Consider the following 14098-nt stretch of genomic DNA (forward strand, 5'->3'; position numbering starts at 1 on the left):
AGCGGCCCCGGCCGCGATCAGGCTTTGCCGATCGACGATCACCGGTCGCGCCTTGAGACGCTCCTACCGCCAGTCCCGGCAGTCTCTCGCACTGCTGAAGCTTCGGATCCACGGACCTTCCTGCCAGCTCAACTCCTGTGCGAGCGCCCCCGGCCGCGACAGCATCAACGCACGCGATCCTCACCGTCACTGAATCCTGCCGCCGCCACGATCGCGGCATGAGCAGCTCTTCCACCCGCGTGATCGATGCCGTCGGCCAGACCCTGGCCGAGGAATTCGCCCTGCCCGAGCCGGCCACCGCCACCTTGATCGCAGCCCGCCTGCTCAGTGCCATCGTGCTCGGCGGTGTGCTGGGGCTGGAGCGCGAGGCCAAGGGCCGCGCGGCCGGGCTGCGCACCCATATCCTGGTCTGCACCGGCTCGGCCCTGTTCGTAATGGCCCCGCTGCTGGCCGGGGTCAGCGAGGCCGAGGTGACCCGGGTAATGCAGGGCGTGGTGTCGGGAATTGGCTTTCTCGGCGCCGGGGCCATCCTCAAGCTGGACGGCAGCCAGCGCGTGCAGGGCCTGACCACCGCCGCCGGGATCTGGGCCACCGCGGCCATCGGCATGGCGGTGGGCATGGGCATGCATCTGCTGGCCCTGGCCAGCACCCTGGCCGCGCTGCTGGTGATCAGCGTGCTGCCATTGCTGCTGCCGGACAAGCCCGACCCGCAGCCCTGACCACGCCCAGCTACCGGGCGCGGCCTACTGCCGGCGCAGGGTGATCAGGTCGATGCGCGGCTCGATGCCCAGACGCGGCGTGAAGCCATCCCACTGCCCGGCACCACCGCTGACGAACAGGGTCATCTCGCCGATGCGGTAGGCATCGCGCACGAAGCCGTCATTGGCCGGGGCCACCAGCCAACGGTCCATGCCGATGATGTGGCCGCCGTGGGTATGCCCGGACAGCTGCAGGTCCACCTGGCCGCTGGCCGCCACCTCGCGCGCCAGCTTGGGCTGGTGCACCAGCATCAGGTGCAGGGCCGAGGCCGGGTCAACCTGGGCCAGGGTGGCCGCCAGCTCCGGGCCGGGAATCCCGGCCGCCTGGGCGCTGGGCCGACGCGCGGCCAGGTCACCCAGGCCGGACACGGTGAACCCCGCACCCTGGTGCTGCAGGCGCACCGTACGGTTTTCCAGCACCGGCAGGCCGAGGCTGGCAAAGAAGGCCATCCAGTCGGCGTAGTCGTGGTAGACCTCGTGGTTGCCCGGCGAGGCCCACACCCCCAGCGGCGCCTGCAGGCCGGCCAACGGGGCCACCATCGGCCCGCTCACCGCCACCGGGCCATCGACCATGTCACCGGGCAGCACGATCAGGTCCGGCTGCGCAGCCAGGGTGCGTTCGACAATGCCCTGGGTGCGTGCACGGCCCTTGGCCGGGGTGATGTGCAAGTCGGCCAGCACCGCGATGCGCAGGCCATCCAGGCCTTCGGGCAGGCCGGCGATGGCCAGCTCGCTGTGGCGCACCTGCGGCAGCTTCAGCCCATTGTAGATGCCGGCACTGGCCATCACCGCGGCCAGCAGCACCGCCGTGTTGGTCAGCCACGGCGCATGCCAGCGGCGCAAGCCGATCCCCGGCGCACACCGCAGCACGCGCTCAAGCCCGGCATGCAGGCCCCAGCCCAGCGTGCGCAGCAGCACGAACAGCAACAACAACATGCCCAGCACGATCAACCAGCCGGCACCGAGCTGCAGCCAGGACACCGTGGCATAGCCGACCAGGTCCGCCCGCCACAGCACGATCAACAACGGCAGCAGCAAGGCCGGCAACAGCGATATACCGATCCGGCGCCAGCGCGCGCCACGGCTCAGTGCGCCCAGCGGCCACCACAGGGCGAACACCAGCAACGGCAGGATCAGCGATACAAGCAACATTCTCATTGTCGGCAAAACCCGGCCGGCAGTACGGCAAGCAGATGGAAGCCGTGCAGGGTGTCATGCCCGGCGCCGGCGGCCAAGCCCACCGGCGTGACACTGTGGTGCAGGGACAACCCACAGGCAGCGCGCACTGCCCGTGGGTGCGGCCCGGGCCGCGACCGGGGACTTCCCGATTCTCAAGATTCAGCCGCGTCGCGACCGGGGTCGATCCAACAACAGCCTAAGCGGTTGCAGCTGCCATCGGCACCGCCCAGTGGGAGCGGCCCGGGCCGCGACCGGGCGTTTCCCGACTCACCTGGCTCAGTGCAATCGCGAGCGGGGCCGCTCCTGCAACAGCGAAAGCCGGCCGCAGGATGCGATGTTCCCCGCCCCCCGGTGGGAGCGGCCCGGGCCGCGACCGGGAGTTTCCCGATTGACCCGACCCAGCGCATTCGCGACCGGGGTCGCCCCTGCAACAGCTGGCAGGCAACTCAGCCCTGCTGGCTGGCGATCCAGGCCTGCAGCTTGGTGTCCAGCAGGTCCAGCGGCAGGGAGCCGTCCTTGAGCACTTCGGCATGGAAGGCGCGGATGTCGAACTTCTCGCCCAGCTCCTGCTCGGCCTTGCGCCGCAGCTGCTGGATCTTGAGCTCGCCGGTCTTGTAGGCCAGGGCCTGGCCGGGCCAGGCGATGTAGCGCTCGGCCTCGGCCACCGCATCGGGCTCGCTCACCGAGGAGTTGGCCTTCATATAGGCCAGCACCTGCTCGCGGCTCCAGCCCTGGTCATGCAGGCCGGTGTCCACCACCAGGCGCACCGCACGCCACAGCTCGCCCTGCAGGCGGCCGAAGTAGCTGTACGGGTCGGTGTACACGCCCAGTTCGCGGCCCAGGCTTTCGGCATACAGGCCCCAGCCTTCGATGAAGGCGGTCTGCCCGCCGAAGCGGCGGAAGGCCGGCAGGCCGGTCAGTTCCTGCTGCAGGGCCAGCTGGAAGTGGTGGCCGGGGATGGCCTCGTGCAGGTACAGGTCCTCGGCATCCCAGGTCTTGCGGGTGGGCAGGTCGAAAGTGTTGACGTAGAAGATGCCCGGGCGCTTGCCGTCCTCGCTGGGGCTCATGTATTCGCCACCGGCGGCCGATTCGGCGCGGAACGCCTCGATCGGGCGGATCTCGAAGGCGGCCTTGGGGGTCAGGGAGAACAGCTCGGGCACCTTGGCCCCCACCCGGGCTTCCAGCGCGCGGTAATGGGCCAGCAGGGCCGCTTCGTCGGCAAACTCGAACTGCTTGTCGCTCTGCATGAAGGCAAAGAACTCCTGCAGCGTGCCCTTGAAGCCGACCTGGGCCATCACCTGGCGGATCTCGCCGTGGATGCGCGCCACTTCGGCCAGGCCGGTGGCATGCAACTGGGCCGGGGTCTGCGCGGTGGTGGTGCTCTGGCGTGCGTTGTAGGCATACCAGGCCGCGCCATCGGGCAGCGCGCCCAGCGAGACGCTGTCGCGGCAGGCCGGCAGGTATTCGTTGGCGATGAAATCACGCTGCTTGCGCAGGGCCGGCAGCAGCTGGGTGTCGATCAGCTGGGTGTAAGCCGCGCTCAGGCGCTCGCGGTCGGCCTCGCTGAAGTCGGCCGGCATCGTGCTGATCGGGCCCCAGAACAGGCTGTTGGCCGCGCCATCCACCTTGACCACCGCATCCATCTGGCCGATGACCTTGCTCATCAGCACCTTGGGCTGCACCACCCCGGCGGCCATGCCCTGGCGCATGTTGGCGATCTCGGTGTCGATCAACACCGGGATGCGCGCGGCGCGGGCCAGCCAGTTGTCGTAATCGGCCACGGTCTTGAACGGCTGCGCGCTCTGCCCCGACCCCAGCAGCACGGCATAGCTGGCCAGCGAATCCATCTGGCTGACCGGCAGCATCCAGCCGGGGAAACGCTCGCCTTCCAGCGCCAGCTCACGCTCGGACACAAAGATGCGGTAGCTGAGCAGGTCCTGGCCCTGCAGGCCCTCCTCGCCGATGGCGCGCGCCGCGTCCAGCCAACGCTGCTGATAGGCATGCACTTGGGCGCGGTAATCAGCCGCGCCAAAATCGGGCAGCTGGTCATCAAAGCGATGGTCGCCCTGGAAGGTGGCCTGCACCGGGTTCAGCTGCAGCCCTTCTTCCCAGAAATCGGCATACAGGGTGTTCAACTGCTGCGCCGCGCTCTGGCTGGCGGCGGCAACCGGCGCGGCGGCCGGTTCCGGCGCGGGGGAACAGGCGCTCAGCCCGGCGGCCAGGGCCAGGCAGAGGGACAGGCAGATCGGGCGCAGACGGGGCATCGCACAACTCCAGGCAACAGGGCAAAAACCGCCCATCTCAGACGCCGCTTGCAAGGACAAACCAGGCAAAGGGCACGGCGACGGGCCGAACTGGCGATAATACGCCCCGTTTGCTCCCTCTACGCCCCCGGTTGTTGCATGTCCCTGTCCCCCTCTGACGCGCCTGCCAGCGCACCGCAAAAACGCCCGCTCGGCTTCTGGTCGGCCACCGCCCTGGTGGTTGGCAGCATGATCGGCTCGGGCACCTTCCTGCTGCCGGCCGCCCTGGCCCCGTATGGCGCCGCCAGCCTGCTCGGCTGGGGCATCACCCTGTGCGGTGCGTTGCTGCTGGCGGTCACCTTCGCCGCGCTGGCCCGGCGCTGGCCGCAGACCGGCGGCCCGTACGTGTACGCGCGCAACGCCTTCGGCGAGCTGCCCGGCTTCATCGTGGCCTGGAGCTACTGGGTGTCGATGTGGTGCGCGATTGCCGCCATCGCGGTCGCCTTCGCCGGCAGCATCGGCGCGATCTTCCCGGCCTTCACCGCGACCCCGGTGCGCGCGGCCGCCTGTGGCCTGGGCGCGCTGTGGCTGTGCGCAGGCGTCAACCTGCTCGGCGTGCGCGAGGCCGGGCGCATGCAGCTGCTGACCACCGTGCTCAAGGTGGTGCCGCTGCTGCTGTTCGGCCTGGTCGCACTGTGGTTCATCGACACCAGCCACTACGTGCCGTTCAACCCCAGCGAGCAATCGCTGGGCGGCGTGGCCGCGGCCACCGTGGCCCTGACCCTGTGGGCAATGATCGGCCTGGAAGCGGCCACCGTGCCGGCCGATTCGGTGCAGGATGCGCCGCGCACCATTTCCCGCGCCACCGTGGCCGGCACCGCCATTGCCGGCGTGGCCACCGTACTGGCCTGCACCACCGTGCTCGGCCTGCTGCCGCGAGAGGTGCTGGCCGCCTCCGGTGCGCCGATGGCCGATGCCGCCGCCGCCCTGTGGGGGCCGACCGCCGGCCACATCCTGGCCGTGGTGATGGCCATTTCCTGCCTCGGCGCGCTCAATGGCTGGACCCTGCTGGCCGCCCAGCTGCCGATGGCGGCAGCCCGAGATGGCGTGCTGCCGGCCGCCTTCGCCCGTGAGAACCACCGCGGCACGCCGGCCTTCGGCGTGCTGGTCAGCGCCGGCCTGGCCAGCGTGCTGGTGATTGCCAACTACAACCGTTCGCTGGTGGACCTGTTCACCTTCTCTGTGCTGCTGTCCACCGCCGCCACCCTGCTGCCGTACCTGGTCGGGGCGCTGGCCTGGGTCTGGCGTGGCAGCGGCCTGGCCAGCCGCATCGCAGCCAGCGGCGCGCTGGCCTTCAGCCTGTACGCGGTGATCGGCGTCGGCAGTGAAGCCCTGCTCTGGGGCCTGGTGCTGGTCGCCGCCGGCCTGCCGCTGTATGCGTGGATGCGTTACCGCCGCGGTTGACCCCTGACAGGCCAAGGCTCGGCCCACCTGCCGAGCCTTGGCCCACCGGCATCCCGCCCCGGGCGTGCCGCCTGCTGCCGCCAATGGCCAAACTTGGCACAGCAGAAACCGCTCACCGTGCCGTTATGGAGTGTCAGTACTTCCCGGTACGGCCAAGCAATGTGCAGGCACGCCGGCGTGCTTCCCGCGCTTGCTGACGAGCCCTCCATGCCCTGCCCGCCGCCCTGCCCGCCTGTTCCGTGCTCCGCCCTGCCCAGCAGGCCGGCTGCAGCCACATCGGTGCCCGCCAGGCGCGCGCCCGCGACGCCCTCCCATCGCGGCAGCTGCCGCTGTCATCGCGCACGGCCCGCAACGCCCGGGCCGCTGGCCTGCGCACGCCGCAAACGGCGCAGGCAACCGGCTGCCGTCGGCATTCTCCCAGCCCGCATGCACTGCCCCGGCATCCCCGGACGCAGCACGGCCGGCACCGCGCAGCTGCGCATCACTAGCCACACACCATCGCTCCCACCTGCCTGCACAGCGCGGCAGCCAGGCCTGCGCACTTTGCCTCCCCCATCCGTCGGGCTCTCCCTCCCCCGTGTGCCCACGGCATCCCTCCCCTGTCGGTAGCCCTCAATGAACACATACCTGCAACGTTTCAGGATCGGCAGTCGTCTGACTGTTGCCTTCGCCCTGCTGCTGGCCTTGATGCTGACCATCGGCATCAGTGCCCTGCTTGCCGTTTCCGCACTGGACAAAGGCATGCATGCCGTCGGTACCCAGAGCGCCCAGCGCCTGAAGTACGCCAACCAGGTGCTGGACGCCAACAACGGCCTGTTCAACCACCTGCAGGCGATGATCATCGCCTCCAGCCCGGCGCAGCAGGCCAGCATCAACGATCAGTTCCTGCAGACCCGCCGGGGCCTTGTGCAGGCACTGAAAGACCTCGATGCCCTGCCCGCCGATGCGCAGACCCGTACCGCACTGGAACAGATCAACGAGGTCCGCAGCCACTCCATCACCTTCAACAACCAGGTCGCCCAGCTGGCCATGGCAGGCGACAAGGACGCCGCTGCCACGACCATGCGCGAGCAGGCCACCCCGGTACTCAATGACCTGCACAGCAAGGTCGTGGCCTTGGTCAGCCATGAGGAGGCGCTCATGGGCGCCGCCGTGGCCAGCGCCCAGGCCACATCCAGCCAGGCAAACCGGGTGATCATCACCATCATGCTGGGCAGCCTGCTGATCGCCATCGGCATGGCCGTGGCCATCACCCGCAGCCTGACCGGCCCGCTGGGCCGTGCTGCAGCTGCTGCCCGCGACCTGGCCGACGGCAAGCTGGAAGGCAGCGTATTGAGCGGTGGCGCCGACGAAGCCGGCGATGTGCTGCGCGCCATCCAGCACACCCGCGATTCGGTGATCAGCCTCAAGGACGGCCTGGAGGAAATGGCCCGCCAGCATGAGGCCGGGGCGGTGTCCTGGCGCACCGATGCCAGCCACCTGCAGGGCCAGTACCGCGATGTGGCCGAGTCGATCAATGCCCTGGTCAATGACCACATCACTGCAGCGATGCTGGCCGGCGAGATGGCCAGCCGCTATGCCCGTGGTGACCTGAGCCAGGATTTCCCGCGCGTGTCGGGCGAAAAGCAGGTGCTGATGCATGCCATGGACGAGGTGAAGGCCAGCATCCAGGGCGTGAGCAATGAAATCCTGCACATCAGCCAGGCGGCCATGCGCGGTGACTTCAGCGTGCGCGGTGATGAAAGCCGCTTCGAATTCGGCTTCCGCCAGATGGTGGTCAACCTCAACCAGCTGATGGCCACCGCCGACGGCAGCCTGGCTGACCTGTCCGGCCTGTTGCGCGCCATCGCCCAAGGCGACCTGACCCAGCACATGCAGGGCGAGTACGAAGGCGTGTTTGCCCGCATGCGCGATGATGCCAACGCCACCATTGCCACCCTGACCGGCATCGTCGCTGACATCCAGCAGGCCAGCCAGAACATCACCACCGCCGCCAGCGAGATTGCTGCCGGCAGCGCCGACCTCTCGCGCCGTACCGAGCAGCAGGCGGCCAACCTGGAGGAAACCGCCGCCTCGATGGAGGAACTGACCTCCACCGTGCACCAGAACGCCGGCCACGCCCAGCAGGCCAATGCGCAGGCCATGGCAGCCGCCGATGTAGCCAGTGCCGGCGGCGTGGTGGTGGGCGATGTGGTGGCCACCATGGCCGGCATCGAGCAGTCCTCGCGCAAGATTGCCGACATCATCAACGTGATTGACGGCATCGCTTTCCAGACCAACATCCTGGCCCTGAATGCCGCGGTGGAAGCCGCGCGTGCCGGTGAGCAGGGCCGCGGCTTTGCCGTGGTGGCCAGCGAGGTACGCACCCTGGCCCAGCGCAGCGCCAGTGCGGCCAAGGAGATCAAGGAGCTGATCGACGACTCGGTGGCCCGCGTGGCCAGCGGCTCGGCCCTGGTCGGCCAGGCCGGCAGCACCATGCGCGAGATCGTGAGCTCGGTGCAGCAGGTCACCGCGATCATGGCCGAGATCAGCGCTGCCTCGCAGGAACAAAGCGGCGGCATCGAGCAGGTCAGCCAGACCGTGGTGCAGATGGACCAGACCACCCAGCAGAACGCCGCCCTGGTGGAGGAAACCAGCGCCTCGGCCCACGCCATGGAAGCTCAGGCCCATGCACTGGCCCGCGCGGTGGCCGTGTTCCGCCTCTGAGGCCTGCGGTATCGCCCACACCGGTGTCATCGGCCGCACGCTGATGATGCCGGTGGCAGGCGCACATGGCCCGAGCATGGCAAGCAACGGCCGGCACTGCCCGCTAAACTGGGCAACATTGGCCGGATGCGGCCCGGCCCGGCGCCTGGTGCGCCCCATCGTCCACGGAATCACCGATGCGTACCTTTGTCCTGCGCGCCCGCGCCGCCCCCACCGACAGCCAGAAACTGCTGGCCGGCATCGGCCAGGAAGCCCACACCGAAATCCTCGCCCACACCCTGATGAACGCCATCTTCGTGGCCCAGGGCCATCGCGAGGACGTGGTGGTGTACCTGGTGCTGGAAAGCACCCAGGACTTTTCGCGCAGCATCCGTTTCACTGCCCGCGAGATGACCAACATCGGCGGCTTTGACGAGCGCAACCTGCTGGCCAAGGTCGCCGCAGCACTGGATGCCTCGCGCGGCATGGGCAAGGAAGAAACACGCCCGGTCGCCCCCGGCATCGAGGTCAGCACCATCAGCTTCGAAGCCCTGGTCAAGCAGCTGGCGGCCGATCACCAGCTGTACATGCTGCAGCCCAAGGGCACCGCCATCGGCGAGGAAGCCTTTGGCGACAACCCCTGTTTCCTGCTCACCGACCATATCCCGATGCCGAAAAAGACCTTCGGCAGCCTGGAGCGGCTGGGCACCAAGCACCTGTCGCTGGGCAAGAAGATGCTGTTTGCCTCGCAATGCGTGGTGTTGATCCACCACGCACTGGACCAGCGCTGAGCCGGCCGCTCTGATGCCATAAGCCACCTGCCGCCACTGCCATGCGTGGCAGGCACGGCAAGCTGAACCTTGGCGGCAAGGCTGTGGATGCCGCCTGCACACAGCGCCCGGCACCCTGCGCGGCATGCAAGCCATCATCCCACCGCCTGTCACCCTGGCCAGCATCAACCGCGAGGCCTATATCTACCTGGGCGCCGGTGCCGCCGTGGCCTGGCAGCTGGCCCTGCCCGGCGTCGGCCGCGGCGTCGCCCGCCACAGCCAGACCCTGCAGCGCCCGCTGTCGCGCCTACGCGCGACCATGGCCTATATCTATGCGGTCAGCCTCGGCACCGATGCCGACCGTGCCGCCATTGCCAACCACGTCAACCGTGCCCACCGCCCGGTGCAGGGCGAGGGTTATTCGGCCTTCGACCGCGACCTGCAGCTGTGGGTGGCCGCCACCCTGTACCAGGGCGCACTGCAGATGCATGAGTGGTTTGTCGGCCCGGTGCCGCTGGCCAGCCGCGAACCGCTGTACCGCCAGGCCTGGGCCTTCGGCCGCGTGCTGCAGGTACGCGACACACAGTGGCCGCCCAACCACCAGGCCTTCGCCCAATGGTGGCAGGGCCAGCAGGCCCGCCTCGCAGTGGAGCCGGAAGTGCGTGAGTACCTGCACGCCCTGCTCGATGGCCGCCACGCCCCCTGGTACCTCAAGCCGGCACTGCCGCTGCAGTCCTTCGTCACCCGCGCCCTGCTGCCCAAGCACCTGCGCCAACTGTTCGCCCTGCCCTGGAGCGAACGCGACCAGCACCGCTGGCAACGCCTGCACCACTGGGCACCACGCCTGTACTGGAAACTCCCCGCCTGGCTACGCCACTGGCCGGCCAACCATTACCTGCGCAAGCAGCATCAGCAGCGTTGAAAATAACGAGCGTGCTCCATAGGAGCGCCCCAGGCGCGACCAGCGACTGGAACCGTTGCCTGCGTCGTCAGCACGGAAAAGCACAGCCCATGACTCCGTAGGAGCGCCCCCGGGCGCGACCGGTCAGCCCACAACCCGCCCCACCAAACGCGTCCCAACCAATTCCCCGGTGCGCAGATCCAGCGGGATTACTTCCAGACTCAAAACACCGGCGTCATCGAAATTGAACAACGGCAAAGCCTCATCAAACGACGATGTCCTCGGATAGATAAGACTCATCCGCCCCTGACCACCTAGGTATTTCTGACCATAGGCAAAGAGCTGGTAGAGATCAGCCTGGCTGATGCCGTACTTGTTTGCCCGGTTACCGGCATCCAGCCGCTTCCATTTCGCATCGCCCACCCAGCAAAAGCCGGATTGGTCGATGAGGAAATCCGGCTGCAGCTGGAACATCGCACCGCCCTCATGGCGACACAGCGACTGGCTGGCGGCTTGTTCGCGCAGGCGGACGCCAACTGGCAGATGCAGCCGCAGGGCCCAGCCGACGAAGCGCTCGAATACCCGCTGCATCGGAAACAGCAGGCTACGGCCCTGCCACTGCCCCAGCATCGCCAGAGGATTGCGCTCACCCAGAATCATCGCCACCCACGGCCGGATATCGCGGTAATGCGCCATCAGGCGGTCATCGCGCCAGCACTGAAAATCGCGGGTGTTGTCTCGTGAGGCAGGCACCTCGTGGAACACATGCGCCAGCTCGTGGCTCAGGCGCCAGTTGCCCGGATCGCGTGTCAGGCCACGCACCTTGTCCAAGGCCGAACGGATCAAGCGGTTCTCCGGGCGATCGGCATCAAAGACCTGATGCTCCACTTGGAACAGGTGCGCGCGGCCGGCCGGCTGGCGCAGCTGCTGGGCGATGAGCAGACGGCCACGCAGATGGCGCAACTGATCCTGCTCGGCGCGGTAGTCGCAGCGCACACCGCGCTGCACCAGCGTCTCCAGCGCCAGCAGGAACTGCTGCATGATCCATTCGCTGACCGGCATGGTGTGCGTCTGCAGCGATGCCTCGCCCAGATCACGCACCGGCAGATCCAGACAACGTTGCAGCATAGCCAGCAAGGTGGCACGTGAGCGCGCCGGATCCTCGTTGCCATCCACCGTCTTGGGCAGGATCTCGATGCGCGTACCGCAGGGCGTTTCGATCAGACCGACATGGCCATCCAGACGCAGCCATCGCTGGTCTTCCATCTGCACCAGCGACACGCCACCGCTACCCAGCAGCCGGCCCTGGCGGCAAAGCCAGTCAAAGGCTGAAGGTGGAATGCACCGCTGGTGCATCCCTTCCTCCTGCAAGGGCGCGCTCGTCAGTCGCGCATGTTCATGGACCAGGATCACGCCTGCGCTACCGACGCATCCTGGTAAATGCCCATGTAGGCGGCAGGATCATCGAAAGCCTCATCATCCAGCTGCCACAGCCGCGAAAGACCGGGAAGATCGATGCCCTCACCGAACAATGCCGAACTCCCCATGCCCGGTTCGATCAGGAAACGCGGCGCGCTTGCCTTGCGATGGTCATTGAGGACCCAGGCAATCTTCTGCCAGTCCTCGTAAAAGTATTCCTGCAACAGCGGAATGACCTGGCGACGGAACACCTTGGCCAATGCCGCCATCGAAGGGGCATCCTTCAACCCCATGAACCAGGCATGTCCGATCTGGTAGTCGCGCCCCAGGAGTACCGCGATGCGCTGGTTCATGACCGTCAGCATCTGCGCAACGTCGATATCTTCGATCAACACCCCTGCCAGCAATTCCGGCCTGGGTGGCAGTTCGATGAACTCGAAGCGGCGTCGCAGCGCCACATCCAGCGAGGCCAGCGATCGGTCTGCATTGTTCATCGTACCAATCAGATGCAGATTGGAAGGCACACTGAAACGCTCCTTCGAATAAGGCAGCGTTACCGACAGCGCCTCCTTCTGACCATCGCGCTTGGACGGCTCGATCAAGGTGATCAGCTCGCCGAAGATGCGCGAGACATTGCCGCGGTTGATCTCGTCGATGATCAGCACGCGTGCTTCCGGTCCATTTACTTCGGCCTGCCCACTGTCCAGCAGTGCAACCAGGCGATCGCGCTTGATCGCCGAAGGCTCATAGACCGTCATCTGGCTGAAGCGTTTGTCGGTCAGCTCCTGGTACGGGCGCCCCGGTGAGTACTGGCGCAGCCAGCGCACCGGGCGGCTGTGCGTGTATTCGCGATCCTCGCTGTCCACGAATTGGTAGTCGCCGGTGATCTCGCCAATGGCCCTGAACTTCAGATTACCTTCGGTCACCAGGATCAAGTCTCCCGGTTTCATCTGCCGTACGAACACATTCAAGGCTGTTGCCGGGTAACCACTACCCTGCTGTCCGGCTGCCTTCAGACGATCAGTGATGTCCTGCCGGGAGGCCACACCGGTCAGATCCACACCTGAGCCAAAGCCGAGCAAGGCGCAGCCGTTGGCCATGCATTGCTCAAAGATATGACCTTCAGTCAGCGCATCCCCCAGGGACAACTTCCAGATCCGACGGTCGCTGACATCGAGGCCTTCGCTTCCCTCAGTCACGACACGGCTGCGCGCCGCTTCGCAAACGGTCTTGAACACGCCGGGCTCGACACTGTATTCCAGTCCACCACCCTCTTCGGCCGCATTGGCACGGATGCCTTCAACAAAGTCCTCATAGCTGAAGCTCTGGTGGAAGGTCACAAAATGGATGTGGCCACTTTCCGCAAGCTCGTCAAAACGCTGCTTCAGCGCATCACGATTCTTGGCATTGACGGCAAGGAAGCTTGGATCGAGCAGTTCCAGCGCAGCGTCCACTGTGCCGTGTGTCTTGCCGGTACCGGGCGGGCCGTAATAGATGCGGTTGATCGGCTGAAGGCATTTGTCTTCCATGTTGACCTCTGCGTCTGACGCCCCATCTGATATCTGCGTAACAGCAGGGCTGGTGGATTCGGCAATACGGCTCTTCGACTCATGCCGGATGCGGTAGACGCCATCCTCGTCTTCGGCGATGACGATGGCATCTCCTGCACGTACCCCCTTCTGCCGGAAATAGCTTCCCAGACGCTTGCGCAACCTACCGCTTTCGCCGGTCGTGGTACGGAAATCACTTTTGAAGCGCTCACCGGTATCGGTCAGGAACTCCAGCGGCTCGCCGGCCTCAGCATCTGTAGCGCCGCCTCGGACAGTCTCCGGAAACGGAGCACTGATAAGACTGAAAGACAGATAGCCATTGTCGATTGCCCCTTGGGTCAGGGTGATGCGCAAGGGGTTGGCTTCGACCCAATCCCGCCAGACCTTTCGGCTGAATGCCATCAGCGGCTCGTCTTCTTGCCGCATTGCCGCGATTCCGCCATAGAGCTGGCTGAGCGGTGTACGACGATCCGTGGCCGGCAGGCCCATCGCATGCAGAAGTGGTTTGCGGGAAAAGACACAAGGAAAAGGCGCACCGTCCCGCTGCTGGTAATGGAAGGCGATCTTCCAGCGATACGATTCCCCCAGGCGACTGCGGTCAACCACGTCCAGCTCGCCACGACTTGCCGCTTCGGCTATGGCGAGCACCTCGGAACGTACAGCATCGAAAGCTCGCTCGGGCGTGCTGCCGAACTGCTGGTACCAGCCATAGTGCTCGTCATAAGCCCGCGAACCATCGCCCACCTTTGGCGTGCTGTCATTGCGCGAGTAGATCCCGAACTTGAAGGCCGAACCACCCCAGATGCTGCCGTAGCCATCCAGACGCCCTTCCATCCAGTAAGTGAAGCAATCCTTGTCACCGGCACGGGTGTATTCATCCAGTGTCATCATCCTCAGACGGCTGATGGGCCACTGCACCAAAAACTCATCCCAAAGACTTTCATTCAGATCGAATGCCACACATCCCCCTACTGTCTGCAAACGCCATCAAAAGAACATCAATGATGAAAATAAATATTAATCATATCGAATGAATGCAAAACATCCTCAAGGAGAAATACCACATAAAGATATCCATGAGCGCAGAGAGCCCATACCCCCATCACCTTGATCAAGGACTACATATCCC

Annotated in this window: 9 protein-coding genes; 5 read left to right on the forward strand and 4 right to left on the reverse strand. The window is 66.2% G+C overall.

Going from position 1 to position 14098, the window contains the following annotated elements; translation table 11 throughout:
• Positions 1 to 218 precede the first annotated feature (218 nt).
• Positions 219 to 719: an MgtC/SapB family protein gene (locus ABB30_RS14135; protein WP_152980761.1), complete on the forward strand. Its 501-nt coding sequence runs from the start codon at positions 219 to 221 to the stop codon at positions 717 to 719.
• 24 nt (positions 720 to 743) lie between these two features.
• On the opposite strand, the gene ABB30_RS14140 is transcribed toward ABB30_RS14135, so the two are convergent.
• Positions 744 to 1916: a metallophosphoesterase gene (locus tag ABB30_RS14140; protein ID WP_211263495.1), complete on the reverse strand. Its 1173-nt coding sequence runs from the start codon at positions 1914 to 1916 to the stop codon at positions 744 to 746.
• Between the two features lie 467 nt (positions 1917 to 2383).
• Entirely contained in the window at positions 2384 to 4201 is a 1818-nt protein-coding gene (locus ABB30_RS14145) for a DUF885 domain-containing protein (protein ID WP_057638957.1), read from the reverse strand.
• A gap of 138 nt (positions 4202 to 4339) precedes the next feature.
• Here ABB30_RS14145 and ABB30_RS14150 point away from each other — a divergent pair, with 138 nt between their 5' ends.
• The 4 genes from ABB30_RS14150 (at position 4340) to ABB30_RS14165 (ending at position 10021) form a co-directional block, all read left to right on the forward strand.
• Positions 4340 to 5644: an amino acid permease gene (locus ABB30_RS14150; protein WP_057638958.1), complete on the forward strand. Its 1305-nt coding sequence runs from the start codon at positions 4340 to 4342 to the stop codon at positions 5642 to 5644.
• A 615-nt stretch (positions 5645 to 6259) separates the two neighbouring features.
• Positions 6260 to 8350, forward strand: a complete 2091-nt coding sequence (locus ABB30_RS14155) for a methyl-accepting chemotaxis protein (protein WP_057638959.1) — start codon at positions 6260 to 6262, stop codon at positions 8348 to 8350.
• Positions 8351 to 8526: 176 nt separating this feature from the next.
• Positions 8527 to 9120 (forward strand): tRNA (pseudouridine(54)-N(1))-methyltransferase TrmY, encoded by a 594-nt coding sequence (gene trmY, locus ABB30_RS14160; protein ID WP_057638960.1) that lies wholly within the window; start codon positions 8527 to 8529, stop codon positions 9118 to 9120.
• A gap of 124 nt (positions 9121 to 9244) precedes the next feature.
• Positions 9245 to 10021 (forward strand): oxygenase MpaB family protein, encoded by a 777-nt coding sequence (locus tag ABB30_RS14165; RefSeq protein ID WP_057638961.1) that lies wholly within the window; start codon positions 9245 to 9247, stop codon positions 10019 to 10021.
• A gap of 123 nt (positions 10022 to 10144) precedes the next feature.
• Here ABB30_RS14165 and ABB30_RS14170 read toward each other — a convergent pair whose 3' ends face one another.
• A complete protein-coding gene (locus ABB30_RS14170; protein ID WP_057638962.1) occupies positions 10145 to 11413 on the reverse strand; it encodes an McrC family protein in 1269 nt (422 codons plus the stop codon).
• Complete coding sequence (locus ABB30_RS14175) at positions 11410 to 13929, reverse strand: AAA family ATPase (RefSeq protein WP_057638963.1); 2520 nt, start codon at positions 13927 to 13929, stop codon at positions 11410 to 11412. Before ABB30_RS14175 ends, ABB30_RS14170 begins: the two co-directional genes overlap by 4 nt.
• Positions 13930 to 14098: the final 169 nt, after the last annotated feature.

This window comes from Stenotrophomonas ginsengisoli, assembly GCF_001431485.1.
In the GTDB taxonomy this organism is placed as follows: Bacteria; Pseudomonadota; Gammaproteobacteria; order Xanthomonadales; family Xanthomonadaceae; genus Stenotrophomonas; species Stenotrophomonas ginsengisoli.

Excerpts from the sequence above, each read along its gene's own strand:
- trmY (WP_057638960.1), top strand. The coding sequence starts at position 8,527 with ATGCGTACCTTTGTCCTGCGCGCCCGCGCCGCCCCCACCGACAGCCAG.
- ABB30_RS14145 (WP_057638957.1), bottom strand. The coding sequence starts at position 4,201 with ATGCCCCGTCTGCGCCCGATCTGCCTGTCCCTCTGCCTGGCCCTGGCC.
- ABB30_RS14165 (WP_057638961.1), top strand. The coding sequence starts at position 9,245 with ATGCAAGCCATCATCCCACCGCCTGTCACCCTGGCCAGCATCAACCGC.
- ABB30_RS14150 (WP_057638958.1), top strand. The coding sequence starts at position 4,340 with ATGTCCCTGTCCCCCTCTGACGCGCCTGCCAGCGCACCGCAAAAACGC.
- ABB30_RS14140 (WP_211263495.1), bottom strand. The coding sequence starts at position 1,916 with ATGAGAATGTTGCTTGTATCGCTGATCCTGCCGTTGCTGGTGTTCGCC.
- ABB30_RS14135 (WP_152980761.1), top strand. The coding sequence starts at position 219 with ATGAGCAGCTCTTCCACCCGCGTGATCGATGCCGTCGGCCAGACCCTG.
- ABB30_RS14155 (WP_057638959.1), top strand. The coding sequence starts at position 6,260 with ATGAACACATACCTGCAACGTTTCAGGATCGGCAGTCGTCTGACTGTT.